Origin of the sequence: Alteribacillus sp. HJP-4, from assembly GCF_042139015.1 — a bacterium.
In the GTDB taxonomy this organism is placed as follows: domain Bacteria; phylum Bacillota; class Bacilli; order Bacillales; family Marinococcaceae; genus JBHIKY01.
The window spans coordinates 49,614-65,337 of the sequence record NZ_JBHIKY010000008.1 but is presented as its reverse complement, the minus strand read 5'-3'; the positions used below and the strand labels follow the sequence as shown (position 1 = coordinate 65,337).

The 15,724-nt window shown below is 40.8% G+C and carries 18 protein-coding genes, 1 tRNA gene and 1 pseudogene; 17 read left to right on the top strand and 3 right to left on the bottom strand.

What is annotated here, in order from left to right:
• Positions 1 to 31: 31 nt before the first annotated feature.
• Complete coding sequence (locus ACE4RR_RS09400) at positions 32 to 760, bottom strand: hypothetical protein (RefSeq protein WP_375535160.1); 729 nt, start codon at positions 758 to 760, stop codon at positions 32 to 34.
• A gap of 122 nt (positions 761 to 882) precedes the next feature.
• Between ACE4RR_RS09400 and ACE4RR_RS09395 the strand changes: the two genes are divergently transcribed.
• The 5 genes from ACE4RR_RS09395 (at position 883) to aspA (ending at position 6,544) form a co-directional block, all read left to right on the top strand.
• Positions 883 to 2,328, top strand: a complete 1,446-nt coding sequence (locus ACE4RR_RS09395; protein WP_375535159.1) for a spore germination protein — start codon at positions 883 to 885, stop codon at positions 2,326 to 2,328.
• 607 nt (positions 2,329 to 2,935) lie between these two features.
• Complete coding sequence (locus ACE4RR_RS09390; protein ID WP_375535158.1) at positions 2,936 to 3,127, top strand: YqgQ family protein; 192 nt, start codon at positions 2,936 to 2,938, stop codon at positions 3,125 to 3,127.
• 18 nt (positions 3,128 to 3,145) lie between these two features.
• A complete protein-coding gene (locus ACE4RR_RS09385) occupies positions 3,146 to 4,114 on the top strand; it encodes an ROK family glucokinase (RefSeq protein WP_375535157.1) in 969 nt (322 codons plus the stop codon).
• Between the two features lie 90 nt (positions 4,115 to 4,204).
• Positions 4,205 to 5,101 carry an arginase gene (rocF, locus tag ACE4RR_RS09380; protein WP_375535156.1) on the top strand — a complete coding sequence of 299 codons (897 nt, stop codon included), beginning with the start codon at positions 4,205 to 4,207 and terminating at the stop codon, positions 5,099 to 5,101.
• A gap of 24 nt (positions 5,102 to 5,125) precedes the next feature.
• The gene (gene aspA, locus ACE4RR_RS09375; RefSeq protein ID WP_375535155.1) at positions 5,126 to 6,544 is read left to right on the top strand and encodes an aspartate ammonia-lyase; all 1,419 of its coding nucleotides are present in this window, start codon (positions 5,126 to 5,128) and stop codon (positions 6,542 to 6,544) included.
• Positions 6,545 to 6,602: 58 nt separating this feature from the next.
• Here aspA and ACE4RR_RS09370 read toward each other — a convergent pair whose 3' ends face one another.
• Complete coding sequence (locus tag ACE4RR_RS09370; RefSeq protein ID WP_375535154.1) at positions 6,603 to 7,805, bottom strand: ornithine--oxo-acid transaminase; 1,203 nt, start codon at positions 7,803 to 7,805, stop codon at positions 6,603 to 6,605.
• Between the two features lie 188 nt (positions 7,806 to 7,993).
• Here ACE4RR_RS09370 and ACE4RR_RS09365 point away from each other — a divergent pair, with 188 nt between their 5' ends.
• The 4 genes and pseudogenes from ACE4RR_RS09365 (at position 7,994) to ACE4RR_RS09350 (ending at position 11,163) form a co-directional block, all read left to right on the top strand.
• Positions 7,994 to 9,421, top strand: a complete 1,428-nt coding sequence (locus tag ACE4RR_RS09365) for a sigma-54 interaction domain-containing protein (RefSeq protein WP_375535153.1) — start codon at positions 7,994 to 7,996, stop codon at positions 9,419 to 9,421.
• Between the two features lie 66 nt (positions 9,422 to 9,487).
• Positions 9,488 to 10,105, top strand: a complete 618-nt coding sequence (locus ACE4RR_RS09360) for a hypothetical protein (protein WP_375535152.1) — start codon at positions 9,488 to 9,490, stop codon at positions 10,103 to 10,105.
• Positions 10,102 to 10,722 (top strand): annotated as a pseudogene (locus ACE4RR_RS09355) (DUF1385 domain-containing protein); the annotation flags it as partial. The gene ACE4RR_RS09360 and the pseudogene ACE4RR_RS09355, both read left to right, overlap by 4 nt.
• Before the next feature lie 129 nt (positions 10,723 to 10,851).
• The gene (locus tag ACE4RR_RS09350) at positions 10,852 to 11,163 is read left to right on the top strand and encodes an MTH1187 family thiamine-binding protein (RefSeq protein WP_375535309.1); all 312 of its coding nucleotides are present in this window, start codon (positions 10,852 to 10,854) and stop codon (positions 11,161 to 11,163) included.
• 255 nt (positions 11,164 to 11,418) lie between these two features.
• Here ACE4RR_RS09350 and ACE4RR_RS09345 read toward each other — a convergent pair.
• A tRNA-Gln gene (locus tag ACE4RR_RS09345) sits at positions 11,419 to 11,493 on the bottom strand.
• A 134-nt stretch (positions 11,494 to 11,627) separates the two neighbouring features.
• Here ACE4RR_RS09345 and comGA point away from each other — a divergent pair.
• Genes comGA through ACE4RR_RS09305 form a run of 8 tightly spaced genes read left to right on the top strand, consistent with a single transcriptional unit; the run spans position 11,628 to position 15,706 of the window.
• Positions 11,628 to 12,686 (top strand): competence type IV pilus ATPase ComGA, encoded by a 1,059-nt coding sequence (gene comGA / locus ACE4RR_RS09340; protein WP_375535151.1) that lies wholly within the window; start codon positions 11,628 to 11,630, stop codon positions 12,684 to 12,686.
• Entirely contained in the window at positions 12,679 to 13,707 is a 1,029-nt protein-coding gene (gene comGB / locus ACE4RR_RS09335; RefSeq protein WP_375535150.1) for a competence type IV pilus assembly protein ComGB, read from the top strand. Before comGA ends, comGB begins: the two co-directional genes overlap by 8 nt.
• A gap of 20 nt (positions 13,708 to 13,727) precedes the next feature.
• Positions 13,728 to 13,889 carry a hypothetical protein gene (locus tag ACE4RR_RS09330; protein ID WP_375535149.1) on the top strand — a complete coding sequence of 54 codons (162 nt, stop codon included), beginning with the start codon at positions 13,728 to 13,730 and terminating at the stop codon, positions 13,887 to 13,889.
• Positions 13,874 to 14,185 carry a competence type IV pilus major pilin ComGC gene (gene comGC / locus ACE4RR_RS09325; RefSeq protein ID WP_375535148.1) on the top strand — a complete coding sequence of 104 codons (312 nt, stop codon included), beginning with the start codon at positions 13,874 to 13,876 and terminating at the stop codon, positions 14,183 to 14,185. The genes ACE4RR_RS09330 and comGC overlap by 16 nt, the downstream gene beginning before the upstream one ends.
• Positions 14,182 to 14,616, top strand: coding sequence for a competence type IV pilus minor pilin ComGD (gene comGD, locus ACE4RR_RS09320; protein ID WP_375535147.1), 435 nt, complete (start codon positions 14,182 to 14,184; stop codon positions 14,614 to 14,616). The genes comGC and comGD overlap by 4 nt, the downstream gene beginning before the upstream one ends.
• Complete coding sequence (locus tag ACE4RR_RS09315) at positions 14,600 to 14,944, top strand: type II secretion system protein (protein WP_375535146.1); 345 nt, start codon at positions 14,600 to 14,602, stop codon at positions 14,942 to 14,944. Before comGD ends, ACE4RR_RS09315 begins: the two co-directional genes overlap by 17 nt.
• Positions 14,928 to 15,383, top strand: a complete 456-nt coding sequence (locus ACE4RR_RS09310) for a ComGF family competence protein (protein WP_375535145.1) — start codon at positions 14,928 to 14,930, stop codon at positions 15,381 to 15,383. The genes ACE4RR_RS09315 and ACE4RR_RS09310 overlap by 17 nt, the downstream gene beginning before the upstream one ends.
• Positions 15,362 to 15,706, top strand: coding sequence for a hypothetical protein (locus ACE4RR_RS09305; protein WP_375535144.1), 345 nt, complete (start codon positions 15,362 to 15,364; stop codon positions 15,704 to 15,706). Before ACE4RR_RS09310 ends, ACE4RR_RS09305 begins: the two co-directional genes overlap by 22 nt.
• The last annotated feature ends 18 nt before the right edge of the window (positions 15,707 to 15,724 follow it).

Here is a 15,724-nt window from a genome sequence, read left to right as displayed (position 1 = left end):
GTTTTTCTTTGCTGGTTTTGCGACAGCCTCTTTATTTATACCTGCTGTAATGTACATAACAGAGTATAGAGCGAGTGGAAGGGTCCCAGGAAAGAAAAGGCATGCCGAGCTTATGGTCGTGCTGTTGAGCATCAAGAAGTCGGTGATATAAATTAATGGTAATGCTGTTCCATTCTTCAGCACTGTAGTCATTCTGCGAATTCTGAAGAAATTGGTGCCACTCACTGATATCATTTAAAGCAAATAAATACGGAGAATCAGGTCGTTTTTCATTAATAATTCTGTAAATATGAGACTGTTGTTGAAAAGTAACTGCGTCGAGTATTTTCTTTGCTTTTTTTTCTACATCGTTTTTAGGATTCTTAAAGGAAACCATATCTGAACGGGGAGTATCCAGCACATATAAAGAAACTGCATCAGCTCCAACCGTGAATTTATCTTTCTCACGGGAAAAATTTAGGGTCACTACTTCGTATTTACTACTTTCCTGTGCTTTCGTCTGCTTCTGCAAAACCAACTTTTCACTTTTTCTTTGATCTTTAGAGAAAACCTCTTTCATATAACCATCTTCAAAAAGGATGGAAACCATCCGTTCCGAGGCATTTATCTCTTGTCCTGAAGATTGAGCGCCCCATTCAAGAATGTATTCATCATCGTCTTCAATGTGCAAAATATCAAGGGTACTGATGACATTGGCGTGTAATGTTTCTGGGAACACCAGAAACATAAAAAAGAAAGTAAATGTGCAAATCCATTTCATTAACATAACCCCTGTCCCTGTTCTTCCTTACCATATGTATGAGCCGGCTTGAATAACATGACGTTCAATTGCATGAGAATGATATAAGAATGGAATCCTAAGCAGCAAGTGAGGTGAAATGTATGAACAAGGTTTCGTCCAATCTGTTTAAAAATCGTAAATATATATCAGATGAGTTAGCTGCAGAAGAAAATTTCGATGTTATAGAATTACCGCTTACCCACGGGGATATAAATATGATTTTATTTACGGTAGACGGGCTTTCCAAAGATACAGCCATTATTCACATACAAAAGGAGCTTGCAGATCATGCCGATAAAATTAAAAATGGCAGCAGAGTAGACAAGCTGCTTCAATCTGTTTTACCTTATCTTGAGCTTTCAACTACAAATGATCTCGATGAGACAATTGACCAGGTGCTTGCCGGGCCTGCAGCCTTGCTAATAGATGGCGCAGAAAAAGTTATACTTATCGATACACGAGAATATCCAGTTCGAAGTATAGCTGAACCAGAAACAGAGCAGATTGTCAGGGGAGCAAAAGATGGGTTTGTCGAGACAATTGTTTTTAATACAGCTTTGACACGGCGAAGAATACGGGATCGCAGGCTTCGGATGGAGCATCTTACAGTCGGTCAGCGTTCCAAAACAGACATTTGTATTAGTTATATGAAGGATATTGCAAATCCACATCTTGTCCAGGAAATGAAAAAGGCAATTGAAAATATAAACATAGATGGTCTTCCAATGGCTGACAAAACGTTGGAAGAATATATTTTCGGCCACTACATGAACCCCTATCCACTTGTCCGCTATACAGAAAGGCCGGATGTCGCTGCAGCTCACCTTCTAGAAGGTCATATTCTTCTTTTCGTAGATGGCTCCCCGACTGTTATGATTACCCCTGTCACGTTTTGGCATCATCTACAGCATGCAGAAGAATATCGGCAAAAGCCAATTATTGGTACAATGCACAGATTTGTCCGGTTTACCGCAGTATGGGCATCGTTGTTCCTGCTTCCTCTCTGGTTTTTATATGCAGAAGGCCTGATTGATACTCCTGATGTAATTCATTACATCGGGGAAGAAAAAGAAGGCTCTGTTCCATTGCTTATTCAGTTCTTAGTGGCTGAAACCGGCATTGAAATGCTTCGTATGGCAGCGATCCACACACCAACTGCACTTGCTACTGCTTTAGGATTAGTTGCAGCCATATTAATCGGTCAAATTGCAATTGATGTTGGACTGTTTTCGCCTGAAGTAGTTCTGTATCTCGCTGTTGCTGCCATAGGTAGTTTTGCCACTCCAAGCTATGAATTAAGTCTTGCGAATCGATTATGGAGGATTATATTTTTACTTTGTGCCGCCGCCGCAGGTCTTTCCGGGTTTATAGCAGCTGTTACTTTCTGGTGTATTTTACTTATTCGTTTAAAGCCTGTACACATTCCTTATTTTTGGCCGCTAATTCCTTTTTCCTTTCATTCGCTTGGAGATATATTTAAAAGAAAACCTATCCCTCTAAAAAGTAGACGGCCGCAAATTACGACTAGAGTAAATGAAAAAAAATAATTACATTTTTGGCCGGGGACAAGAATGGGAATCATTACGTCTCATATAGTAGAAGAAAACTGTTCAAGTGGGGAGGTGCAAAAAATTTTTGCATCTATTTCGGGAATAGTGTTATTTTCTATGAGCATCGGGGCGTCTGTTATGTATACGAAGCGGAAGCAGATGAGAATATCGCTCGGTCTGCTTTTACTGTGTGCATGCCTTTGCTATGCGGGGTTCTTTTTATCTTCTTTTGCTATTTTCAGGATCGAGGAGAGTTTTTGGATTGTCACTTTACTCCGGACTTTAGCAGCTCTGAGTATCACAGCTGCAGCCTTATTCTGTTTTTCACCTGTTCACGGTTTTTATCATTCAGAAAGTTCTCCACTTTGGATAGCAGTAGCCATCTTCAGCCTTTTTATCGGTTGGGAAGCAGGTATCTGGTTTTCTTCTTTTTATATGCTTATTTTTTACTATGTGTGTCTTGTGGTCTTTTTCTTTGGAGGGAGCATCCTGCAGTCCTTCTTACAGCAAAAATGGAGGAGGTCTGCGGCTGTAGTTTTCGTTCCCTTTGGAATGCTGCTTTTCTTTGCCTGCATACTGCTGATATAATAGACGTGGTGATTAAATGGAAACGATGACAGATGTTCGTCTCTGGCTGAAGCAGATGGGTACCTTTATTTATACGAAAAACAGGCAGACAGATCTTGAATTAATGGAAGAAGAATTAAAGGAAGCCTATAAGCTTGGAATCATGGACAGTGACACATTCAGAAAAGCCACACTCATTATCAGAAAAGAAATGAAAGCGGGCAGGTAAGGAAAGGAAGAAAACAGAATGCAGGCAGCTTATGTATTAGGAATTGATGTAGGAGGAACAGCTGTTAAAATGGCTGTCTTTACAGAGGATGCTGAAATGAAACAGAAGTGGTCAATTCCCACAAATAAAACGAATAATGGCGAATCTATTTTAGATGACATTTCAGCTTCCTTTCATGAAATGGTTGAAAGAGAAGGTTACACAAAGGATCAATTTATCGGAGCAGGTGTCGGAGTGCCGGGGTTTATCGATATGGAAGAGGGCGTTATTGAATTCGCGGTTAATATAGGATGGAGAAATTATCCAATCACAGCTCTCCTTTCAGAGAAATTAGGTGTGCCGGTAAGAGTCGATAACGATGCAAACTTAGCAGCTGCTGGTGAGTTTTGGAAAGGTGCGGGTTCCGACGTTGAGGATTTGATATTATTTACGCTCGGAACTGGTGTCGGAGGGGGTCTCATCGTAAAAGGTGATATCATTCATGGTGTAGGGGGAATGGGTGGTGAAATCGGGCATGTTACGGTTATTCCTGAAGGCGGCGCGCCTTGTAATTGCGGAAAAACCGGCTGCCTGGAAACCGTATCCTCTGCCACTGGGATGGTAAGACTCGCACATGAAGCTGCAAAAGAATTCCCCACTTCCAAACTCACTAAGCATTACCAGGATACAGGGGAGATGACTACAAAAGAAATTTTTGCTTTTTCGGCAGACGGGGATGAAGCGGCCCGAAAAGTTGTAGACATATCTATGTACTACCTGGGGCTTTCGGCAGCCAATATAGCCAATGTCCTCAATCCGGCGAAAATAGTTATAGGAGGAGGAGTCTCAGCTGCTGGTGACGATCTGCTGAAGCCGTTAACACATTATTATAATAAATATGCCCTCGAGAAAGTTAAATCTGATTCTACGTTTGTTCTCGCAGAGCTTGGTAATGATGCTGGAGTGGCTGGGGCTGCATGGCTGGCAAAGCAATATGTAACGAAATAATGAAAAAAGCTGTCGCAGACTTCGACAGCTTTTCATACTGAAATGGCACTTTTCTTGCATACATAATATAAAAGAAAGGAGCTAGTACAGATGAATAAAAAAATGACGGTGCTCGGGGTGCCTATGGATCATGGTCAAAATAGACGAGGCGTTGATATGGGGCCAAGTGCAATGAGGTATGCAGATTTGACGACAAGACTAGAAGCACTGGGTTATGAAATTAAGGATGCCGGAGATATTGAAGTTGAGAAAAGAAGCAGTGAAAGTAATATCCACCATAAGCTGAGTAATCTTTGGGAGGTTGCAGAAACTAATAAGCGACTTGCTTCCAAGGTGTCTGCTATATTGGAGGAACAACGGTTCCCTCTTATTCTAGGCGGCGATCACAGTATTGCAATCGGCACTATTGCCGGCATTTCTGCCAGCTTTAATAAATTAGGAGTGATCTGGTATGATGCTCACGGAGACCTGAATACTGCGGATACCTCTCCATCCGGAAATATTCACGGCATGCCTTTAGCTGTATCTTTGGGTGATGGACATGATTCACTGACAAATATTGGTGGTTTTTCTCCAAAAATAAAACCTGAAAATGTTGTTATTATTGGCGCCCGCGAGCTCGATGACGGTGAAAAAGCGTACATCCGCCGAACTAATATGCAGGTCTACACGATGCATGAAATAGACCGTTTAGGCATGCCGGAGGTAATGAGACAAGCGGTTACATATTTAGAAGAATGCGATGGAATTCATCTAAGTCTTGATCTGGACGGACTGGATCCGCACGACGCCCCAGGCGTTGGAACACCTGTGCTTGGAGGACTGAATTACAGGGAAAGTCATTTGGCGATGGAGATGCTTGCTGAATCAGACAAGATAACCTCGGCTGAATTTGTAGAGGTGAATCCGATCCTCGATGAGAAGAATAAAACTGCTGAAGTAGCAGTCGCATTAATGGGTTCATTGTTTGGGGAAAAATTAAAGTAGAAATAATAAAGGAGTTTATTGGGAATGAGTGAGTTTCGGACGGAAAGAGATTTTCTTGGAGAAAAGAACGTTCCTGTAGATGCTTACTACGGAATTCAGACGATTCGTGCCAAAGAAAATTTCCCTATTACGGGCTACCACCCTCATCCTGAATTAATCAAAGCGTTTGGGTATGTTAAGAAAGCTGCGGCATTAGCCAACAGAGATGTTGGAGGGCTGACAAAAAATATAGCCGGCGCTATTATTCAGGCAGCAGAAGAAGTGATAGAGGGAAGGTTTAACGATCAGTTTATTGTGGATGCTATTCAAGGCGGGGCCGGCACCTCTTTTAATATGAATGCCAATGAAGTTATTGCAAACAGAGCGATTGAACTTCTTGGAGGTCAAAAAGGCCATTATTTGATGGTCAGCCCAAATACTCATGTGAATATGGCACAATCTACGAATGATTCTTTTCCAACTGCCATTCACATAGCCTCGTTAAATCTGGCAAAAGGACTGACCCACTCGATCGATGAACTGATAAAAGTCATAGAAACCAAAGAAAATGAATTTGACACTGTTATCAAAATGGGCAGGACACACCTTCAGGATGCAGTGCCAATCCGACTGGGCCAGGAGTTTGGGGCGTACAAACGAGTGCTCGGAAGAGATCTTGCCCGCATTAAACGCTCTGTTGAACATCTGTACGCTATAAATATGGGAGCCACTGCGGTAGGGACCGGCTTAAACGCAAAGCCTGCATATATTCAAAAAGTATCAGTGTATCTTGCGGAATTGACAAATATGCCGTTTTTCAGTGCGGAGGATCTGGTCGATGCTACCCAAAATACAGATGCGTATACAGAGCTTTCAGGGGCACTTAAGGTGCATGCAATTAACTTATCGAAAATGGCAAATGACCTCCGCCTGATGAGTTCTGGCCCCCGTACCGGATTAAATGAAATAAACCTGCCGTCCAGGCAGCCAGGCTCTTCTATTATGCCGGGAAAAGTAAATCCGGTAATGTGTGAGGTCGTGAATCAGATTTCATTTCAGGTGATCGGCAATGATCATACAATCAGCCTTGCTTCTGAAGCGGGCCAGCTCGAATTGAACGTGATGGAGCCTGTACTGGTTTTTAATCTGCTTCAATCATTATCTATTCTTCAAAATGGATTGAATGTATTTCGGGATTATGCGGTGGATGGTTTGACTGCAAACGTGGAGCGCTGCAGAGAGATGGTCGAACAGAGCGTCGGGGTGATAACGGCAATTAATCCGCATGTTGGCTATGAAACGGCTTCCCGTATTGCTAAAGAAGCAATTGAAACAAACCGAAGTGTAAGAGAAATATGTCTCGAGAGAGGTATATTATCTAAAGAAGAATTAGACGAAATTCTTGATGTGAAGGAAATGACAAACCCAGGAATTGCCGGGTCTAAATTTATGCACAACGATTAAACAATAAACAGCGGCCTGTTTCAGGACAGAACCGCTGTTTTACTTATCACTTAAGAAATTAATTTAACTCAAGGTTGAAAACTTTTTCTATTTGCGCAAAAGCCCATTCAAGTTCTCGCTTTTCAATTACGAGCGGAGGAGCAAGACGAATAACATGTTCATGTGTTTCTTTGCAGAGGAGTCCGTGATTTTTCAAAGCCTCGCAGAAAGGACGGGCAGGGACCGTTAATTCTATGCCGATAAAGAGACCTCTTCCTCGGACTTCTTTTATTGTTTTGTGATCAATAGAAGCGAGTTTTTCCTTAAACCAGCTGCCAAGCTCATTTGAGCGGTCCCATAACTTCTCACGTTCAAGAACTTCAAGCGATGCACTGCCTACTGCAGCAGCGAGCGGATTTCCACCGAAAGTAGAACCGTGCGAGCCTGGTTCAAATACACTTAATATTTCATCGCTTGAACATACTGCGGAAATAGGAAATACTCCTCCTCCTAATGCTTTGCCTAGAATATACATATCTGGTGTTACATCTTCCCAGTCGCAGGCAAATGGTCTTCCGCTGCGGCCCAGGCCGGATTGTATTTCATCAGCAATAAACAAAACATTGTTCTCACTGCAAATATTGCGCACCTCCTGCAAATACCCCTCCGGTGGAATGATGATTCCTGCTTCGCCTTGAATTGGTTCGACAATAAAAGCAGCAGTTTCCGGGGTCACTGCTTTTCTCAGTGCTTCTGAGTCTCCGTATGTTATGACTTTGATTCCTGGAAGCATCGGTCCAAAATCCTTTTTATATTCTTCATTTGAAGACAGCGAGACTGCTGTCATCGTTCTGCCGTGAAAATTATCAGTACATACGATAATTTCAGCTTGATTTTCTTTAACTCCTTTGTATCGGTAAGCCCAGCGTCTTGCTGCCTTTACCGCTGTTTCTACAGCTTCTGCACCCGTATTCATTGGAAGAATTTTTGACATGCCTGTAAGGTTTGCAAGCATTTCATAAAAAGGCGCGAGCTGATCGTTATGAAATGCTCTTGAGGTAAGGGTAATTTTATCTGCTTGATTTTTTAATGCCTCTATTATTCTAGGGTGGCGGTGTCCCTGGTTTAAAGCAGAGTACGCACTAAGCATATCAAGATAACGGTTTCCTTCCACATCCTTCACCCAGACCCCTTCTCCTTCTTCAAGCACGACCGGTAATGGATTATAATTGTTGGCTCCATATTTATTATGAAGGTCTATTAAATTTGATGCAGCATTCATAGCATCTACTCCTTTGCTCTAATATGATATTCATAATATGCAAAATTCATGCCATCAGGACAAAAATGCTTTAGTCAGAATGAAATGAAAAATAAATTTGCACAAAAATACTGAAAGAAGTGGCAGGAGCAAAAAAAATTTGCACTAAAACTGAATACTATATAAAATAATGTCAGGTGGTGAGTTGCTTGGAATCTAGAAAATTTGAGAAGAAAGATGCAGCTTCGTTATTAAATCAGCTTGCTGAGAAGCTCGATACCGGGGTTCATATTATTGATGAACAAGGGAGAACTATCTTATATAATAAAAAAATGTCCGAAATAGAAGGGATGAAGCAGGAACAAGTGATGCAGCAATCACTCCATGAAATTTTTCGTTTTCATGAAAAGGATCGCAGCACTCTTCTTGAAGCTTTAAATAACAGAACTTCATCACATGGAGTACAACAAACGTATTTTAATAAACACGGAGCAGAAATAAATACATTAAATGATACATTTCCTGTTATTACTGAAAATGGAATCATTGCAGCGGTCGAATTATCACGAGATATTACAAAGATAGAAAAGCTTATACGAAGCAATATAAAAAAATCGTATCAGGCAAGGTTTACCTTTGACCAAATTGTTGGAGAAACTGATTTAATAAAGAATGTAGTTGAAGCATCCAAAAAAGCTACCAGAACCTCATCTTCTGTACTCATTATTGGAGAAACAGGAACTGGAAAAGAACTGTTTGCCCAAAGTATTCATACTGGAAGCAAAAGGTCAGCGAAACCATTTATTTCGCAGAATTGTGCAGCTATACCTGAGCATCTTGTCGAAAGTATTCTTTTTGGCACGAAGAGTGGAGCATTTACAGGGTCGAAAGAAAGAGAAGGATTATTTGAAGAAGCAGAAGGAGGAACTCTTCTGCTTGACGAAATAAATTCTTTAAGTATATCTCTTCAGGCGAAGCTGCTGCGCGTGCTCCAAGAAAGAAAAATCAGAAGGATTGGAGATACGAAAGAGAAAAAGGTGAATGTCCGGATAATTGCGACAATGAATGAAGATCCTCAAACTGCCATAGCAGAAAACCGGCTTCGCAGTGATTTATTTTACCGTCTCAGTGTGGTCACTGTAATTGTGCCTCCGCTTCGCGACAGAAAAGATGATATAGATAAACTGGCTTCGGTATTTTTAGGCAAGTTAAATAAATTATTCAGTATGGAAGTAAATGATATTTCAGCCGATGTAATGAATATATTTACTTCTTATCACTGGCCCGGTAATGTAAGAGAACTTGAGCACGTCATTGAAGGCGCTATGAATATTATGGACGGAAGCGAAAAAAAGCTTGAATTAAAACATCTTCCTGCACACTTCCGACCTGTCCGATCTATTGAACCGGAGCCTGCTGAAAAAGGCAGCGCACATGAAATGGAAAAGCCGATACAGCCGCTTCATGATGTATTATTTCAACAGGAGAAAAAATATGTAAAGTATGCCTTAGATCAATACAGTGGAAATATTTCAAAAACAGCTGAAGCGTTAGGTCTAAGCAGACAGTCCCTTCAATACAGGCTGAAAAAACTAGGATTTTCTACTTACGAAAAAAATAAAATGAAACAAAATTAGATGATAAACGTCTTATCTTATACTTCAAAAGAAGCTTTCCTTAGGGAGAGGAAGGGAGTGTGACCTTTGTTTAATGGTAATAAATTAGTTGTGATATTGCCGACACTATTAATGATATTATTGTTTGCCGGCGGAGGTTTCTACATAACGCAGGCGGAAATCGTAACGAATGATGAGCTCGATGAACATGTGAAATGGGACACCTCATTTGAAGAAAATCAAAAATCAGCTATATTAGATGCCTCCTGGTCCTGGGAAGTCAGCCCGGAAGACGGATTTGCCGGAAACGACTATATTGGTGTGACGATTCTTGATGATAATGGGGAGATTATAAACAGTGATTCTATTCAGCACTATGATATACAAATTGGGGAAAATGAGTCAGTGGAAGCGGAAGCAGAAACCGTAGAAAATGGTGTGCTTTTTACATTTCCTAATACGATGTTAGAAAATAAAACCGTTGGAAACGAAGGCAGCATCGCAGTGGAAATTAACGGGGAAGCTGAACCGGAAAGAGCGATTATCAGCTATCTGCACACCTGGGAGGAACATAATGGCCTGGACTCAAAAGATGCAAGGTTTTTCGAAAGGGATTTTTCGGGTAAAGGAAATGATGATGAATCCTTTTTCTGGGTTATGGAGCGCTTTGTAAATGTAGAAGGGCAGAACAGAGGTGCAGGATGATACGCGGTCTTTCTTATCAAAACGGCGTTCTGTTTATTGGAAGAACACATATAGGATGGGCCTGTTTAGATAATAATCGTGTAAAAGCAACAGTAAAAGCATTGTCTATGAGAACGATGCTGGCTGTTTGCTGGTATGTATTCCAGGCTATGCCTTATTGGTACAAAGCGGTGTTTGCCTTATGGACTGCGGCTGCAATGCTGCCGTTGTTTTTTCCATTTGTGCAGACTGGTCTGCCTATATATTCACTTTTTTACCTGATGTATGGAACGCATTTTATTTTTCCAAAGCAATTGAGAAAATTTCATGGAGCAGAGCATAAAGTATTCAGTTATAAGGGAATAATTAAGCGGTCGAAAATTTACAGAATTAAAAGAGCTTCTATCACCAACAGATATTGTTCCACAAACACGGTGGTAATCTTCTTTTTATTCGTGCCGATTACTACACTCTTGTTGGTACTGGCTGACATTCGACCTGCTGCATCTTTTGCTGCCGCTTCCTATATATCGGCTGCAGCAGCACCTCTGCTGCACCGAGTCATTCAAGTGCGCCGTTTAAAATGGATAAGAAAACGATTGTTGGTCATTTCCTATGCAGTGCAAAGAAAAGCAGCCTGCTCCCTCCCGGACCGGATTCATCTCTTAACTGCTGTAGAAGCATACCGAGCTCTCGCTAAAGAGGAATTTCCTGAAAAGCTGGAGGCAAATCGATCAGTATTTAAAAATGAAAAGGAGGAGAAACGAATGGCAATCATCGACATTACAATTGTTCCTGTCGGCACAGGTTCAACAAGCATGAGCGGAGATGTAGCTAGAATTCAGGACACACTGGAGCAGTACAGTGGAAAAATTAAATATCAGCTGACACCAATGAGCACGATCGTAGAAGGCGAGCTGCCTGTTTTATTTGAAGTGATCCAGTCACTTCATAATATTCCTTTCAATGAAGGGGCAGAGCGTGTAACCACTAATATACGGATTGATGACAGAAGGGACGGAAGCCAAGAACGCATGGAAGGAAAAATTGAATCGGTTAGAGAAAAACAAAACAAGTAAATAAAAAGGGGCTGTAGCAAAAGCCCCTTTTTATAGAAAAAGTAGTATCCTAAATAGAAGATAGCAGAGGAAAAGTCCGAAGACTCCAGTGGGAAGAGCAGCGGCTGAAGATCCGCCGGGCGTGGGTTTCGCCCGATTAGCTGAAGCGCTGCCCACGGAAAGCGAAGGACTTGTCCCCTGCTTTTTTTATCATGCAAAAAGGGGCGAGTATCATTTATGATACAGCCCCTTTTTATGTTTTTAAAGCATATGTAATGGCTGGGATGGCAGGATTCGAACCTACGCATCACGGAGTCAAAGTCCGATGCCTTACCGCTTGGCTACATCCCATTGACATCTAATAGTATAGGCAAACGAGCTCAGCTTATTCAAAAAATATTTATTTTTTTTGAAGGAATTGCAGATAGCGACGAAGAATAAGTAAAAGGCACTAAAAAATTACCAATAAAGCAGGTGATGTATTATTGTACAATGTTGAAAGAGAAAGCAGGCTGCTATTGCAGAGAGCATTCAATCTTCACACTTCAGATATCCATCTGCAGCCAGGAACCCAGCATTATGCTGTATGGTTTCGAATTCATGGATCGCTGTATAAAATGAACGAAATAAACAAAAAAGCTGCTGAACGCCTGATTGCCCATTTCAAATTCAGAGCAGGAATGGACATAGGCGAGCAGAGACGCCCGCAGAGCGGTGCATTTCTGTTAAATCACTCATCTCCTCCCGTGCATTTACGCTTTTCTACAATGCCCACTCCTTTTAAGGAAAGTCTCTCCATTAGAATTCTTCCACAGGAACAGCATCTCTCCCTATCCTCATTATCATTTGACCAGCAGGTCTCAGACTTCCTCCGACGTATTGTACTCTATAAAGATGGATTAATTACATTAACTGGAGCTACAGGAACTGGGAAAACAACCACTCTCTATACGATTGTAAATGAATTAGCAGAGGTCTATTCATTAAGAATTTTAAGTGCGGAAGATCCGGTAGAAATGCGAAATCCCTCTTTGATCCAAACAGAAATTAATCCCAAAGCCGGTATTACCTATCAAGAGGCGTTAAAGGCATCGCTGCGCCACGATCCTGATGTATTGCTAGTAGGAGAAATTAGAGATGCTGAAACAGCCAGACTAGCAGTCAGAGCATCTTTAAGCGGTCATTTAGTGCTTACGACAATGCATGCCCGCACTCCTTTCGGTGCGTTAGAAAGATTTTATGATTTTGGAATCTCCAAAGCAGAATTAAAGGAATCTCTCCTAATGATTACTTCCCAACAGTTAATTTCCCGCTTATGCCCATTTTGCGGCCCCCAATGTTCCCCTTATTGTAAAAGATTCGGCAGAAATTCCCGTTTGGCTTTATATGACATCCTGGCGGGCCGTGAGCTGGCAGAAGCTATTACCCATCCTGATCTCTCCGAGCAGACACTCACTTACACATCACTACAACAGCGTTGTAAAGGAATGGCATTAGGCTGGATTCCTTACCGTAGCTGCGAGAAAGCATCTAAGTATGCATAAGCCCTGGAAGAAAGAAGAGAAAGCGGAGTTTTTGAAAAAAACAGGGCTGCTGCTTGAAGAAGGATACTCGCTTGATCAAACGATAGAATTATTATCCTGGGAGCAGACTGATAGTGTGAAACAGCAATTACAAGAAATGCTTGCTGATTTAAGAAACGGTTATTCTTTTCATGATGTATTGAATTATTTGTTTTTTCCGGCAGATGTTACTGCATATATCTTCTTTGCTGAAGAAAGCGGATTTCTTTCAAAAGGGCTGATTGGCGCTGGTGAGCTTTATAAAAAAAGAATAGAAGCTTCTAGAAAAGTAAAGCAGCTATTAAGATATCCTCTGCTTCTGCTTTGGCTTTTGTTTTGTCTGGGGATTATTTTATTTCAGTACATGTTTCCGTCATTTAAACAATTATTCGACTCAATGGACATGGAGCTTCCTTTATACACAAGAATAGTCATGGGAGCTATTTCCTTTTCCCCAATTTATGTAGTTGCTGTTTTTACGGGAGCTGCGCTCCTCCTCGTTTATTACTTTAAAATATTTCGCCACATTACCCCGCACCGGCAAATGGAGCAAATCTACAGAATTCCATTCCTATCTTCCTCAGCAAGGCTGTTCCTGTCTCATTATTTAGCATTGCAGCTCAGTATAATGATGAAAGGTGGTTTGTCTATCTATCAATCATGCGACGTTCTTGAACGACAGAATCACTTTATGTTTTTACACGAGGAAGGAAAGAAATTAAAACAGCATTTAAAGGAAGGTACTGCTTTATATGAAGCAGTCGGGATGGCGCCGTGGTATAGAAAGGAACTGAAGTTCGTAATAAAACACGGTCAGGAAACAGGATTTACCGAAGAGCATTTATATCAATACAGCATACGGGCTGCGGACCTTTTAGAAGAGAAAGTAAACAAAAGCGTCGCTCTTGTCCAGCCAATAATGTTTACTTTTGTAGGATTTATAGTTCTGTCTCTGTTTTTGTCAGTATTTCTGCCTATGTTTTCACTGATGACATCACTTTGAATATAAGAGGAGGAATTGTATTGGAGTTTCTTAAGAAAAGCACTTACGAAATGAATACACAAAATGAATTGAATAGTCTCAAGCAGAAGATTGAAAAATTAGAAAGGGAACGAGAAGACGACATTTTAGCGATTTTAACATTATTAAGAAAAGGAGATGGAAATAAATGTTCAATAAATTAAAAAAGGACGATGGGTTTACAATGATTGAAATGATGATTGTATTGTTAATTATTACCTTGCTGCTGCTTATTGCCGTACCGAATATGACCAAAAACAACAATATGGCACAGTCAAAAAGCTGTGACGCTACAGTGAAGCTGCTGGAATCACAGGCTGGTGCCTATGAAATCGAAACAGGGGACACGCTTTCCTCACTCGAAGAACTTGCTGATGCCGGCTATGTTGATAGAGTTACCTGCGCTGATGGTGAAAAATTAAATTATCAAAACGGTAAAGTTGTCCGAGTTTCCGAATGACCCTCTTAAACAATAAAGGTTTCACAATGATAGAAATGATCATTGTTATAGCGGTACTTGCAGCTATGATTACTATTTCCATTCCTCAATTCCAAAAACTTGAGCGTCCGCAGTCTATTTCGTATTTTATTCGGCTTTTAGAGGATGATTTCTTATATGCACAGCAGCTTGCATTCTCTAAAGGACAAACTGTCTTATTTAAAGTAAAAGACAATGAATATAGAATTATTTTATCGGATGAAATCGTCCGAAGCCGTGAATTGCCAGAAGGTGTTTTCTTTATGCGGGCTACTCTGACCCCAGCAAATATTAAATTCATGGAAAATGGAAATATACACCAGCCTGGAACTTTTTTTATTGAGACGCCTGAAGGCAGATATAAATTTGTCTATTTACTCGGCAAGGGGAGATTTTATGTTGAGGCAGGATGAGCATGGCCTTACATTAATAGAGGTAATTACAGCTCTTTCGATATTAAGTATTTTATTTATGGCGATGCTGCCTATATATACATTCCTGATTTCTGAACAACATGATATGGAAATAGAAAAGCGTGCCTTGGCCCTTTTGGATCGTGAATCGATTAAATATGCCACCGGAGAAGACGTATCCATTGGAGGAAGCTTTACTGGGATAAGAAAAGATATACCGTATGAGATCAACAGCCGGGAGAAACAAGAAGGAGCGATGGTATGTATTGATTGGAAACAGCCAAGCGGGGATAAGGAGGAAAAGTGTCTTTATGTCGAGATGGAATGACAAAGGCATGACGCTGTTTGAAACCATCGTATCATTGAATATTTTGATTGTTTGTGCAGCTTTACTTTTATCATTTATTCCGGTTTTTGACAAAGATGTTATCAGGCCTGACCGTGATGCATCTATGGCGGCCCAACAGATAAAGTATGATGCCAGGACAGCCTATAATATAGAAGCCGAGGGGAATATTCTTTATATGGAAGAAGAGAATGCTGAACTCTCCTTCGAAAAAACCGGCACAAATCTCGTGCGGAAAAGAAATGGGCAGGGCTATGAAATTGTGATGCAGGAAGTTGACGTTTTTCAGGTCACTCATCAACCTTATGGTGCTGATATCCTCATAAAAAGAAAGAATTTAAAGCCGTTTTCGTTTTCGGTCAGCCTAAGCCCTTCTTTTAAAAAAGGGGGAGAGAATTATTGGATCAAAAAGGAACCATAATGCCTATAACATTAATACTCTGTCTATTGTTCACATCTTTTTTATTATTACAAATAAAATTATTTGTTAATGAGAAAGAAAATTTGGTGCTTCAGGAGGAATCTCTTGAAATGGACTGGCTTATCAGAAATGCTGAGGTGAATTGGAGAGATGAAAATAACTGGGAAGAGCAAAGCAGTAAATTTATTTATCCAACTGGTACAGTTTATATCACTCAGACATTGATTGATAACAATAATAAGATTAGAACTTCCTTTAAAGCGGTCACCATCGAGAGCAGGGAAAAAGAACTCGTCATCTTCGCAGAGAAAGGGGGAGAATAGAATACTAAAAACAGGGAA

Excerpts from the sequence above, each read along its gene's own strand:
- ACE4RR_RS09400 (WP_375535160.1), bottom strand. The coding sequence starts at position 760 with ATGAAATGGATTTGCACATTTACTTTCTTTTTTATGTTTCTGGTGTTC.
- ACE4RR_RS09395 (WP_375535159.1), top strand. The coding sequence starts at position 883 with ATGAACAAGGTTTCGTCCAATCTGTTTAAAAATCGTAAATATATATCA.
- ACE4RR_RS09390 (WP_375535158.1), top strand. The coding sequence starts at position 2,936 with ATGGAAACGATGACAGATGTTCGTCTCTGGCTGAAGCAGATGGGTACC.
- ACE4RR_RS09385 (WP_375535157.1), top strand. The coding sequence starts at position 3,146 with ATGCAGGCAGCTTATGTATTAGGAATTGATGTAGGAGGAACAGCTGTT.
- rocF (WP_375535156.1), top strand. The coding sequence starts at position 4,205 with ATGAATAAAAAAATGACGGTGCTCGGGGTGCCTATGGATCATGGTCAA.
- aspA (WP_375535155.1), top strand. The coding sequence starts at position 5,126 with ATGAGTGAGTTTCGGACGGAAAGAGATTTTCTTGGAGAAAAGAACGTT.
- ACE4RR_RS09370 (WP_375535154.1), bottom strand. The coding sequence starts at position 7,805 with ATGAATGCTGCATCAAATTTAATAGACCTTCATAATAAATATGGAGCC.
- ACE4RR_RS09350 (WP_375535309.1), top strand. The coding sequence starts at position 10,852 with ATGGCAATCATCGACATTACAATTGTTCCTGTCGGCACAGGTTCAACA.
- comGB (WP_375535150.1), top strand. The coding sequence starts at position 12,679 with ATGCATAAGCCCTGGAAGAAAGAAGAGAAAGCGGAGTTTTTGAAAAAA.
- comGC (WP_375535148.1), top strand. The coding sequence starts at position 13,874 with ATGTTCAATAAATTAAAAAAGGACGATGGGTTTACAATGATTGAAATG.
- comGD (WP_375535147.1), top strand. The coding sequence starts at position 14,182 with ATGACCCTCTTAAACAATAAAGGTTTCACAATGATAGAAATGATCATT.
- ACE4RR_RS09315 (WP_375535146.1), top strand. The coding sequence starts at position 14,600 with ATGTTGAGGCAGGATGAGCATGGCCTTACATTAATAGAGGTAATTACA.
- ACE4RR_RS09310 (WP_375535145.1), top strand. The coding sequence starts at position 14,928 with ATGTCGAGATGGAATGACAAAGGCATGACGCTGTTTGAAACCATCGTA.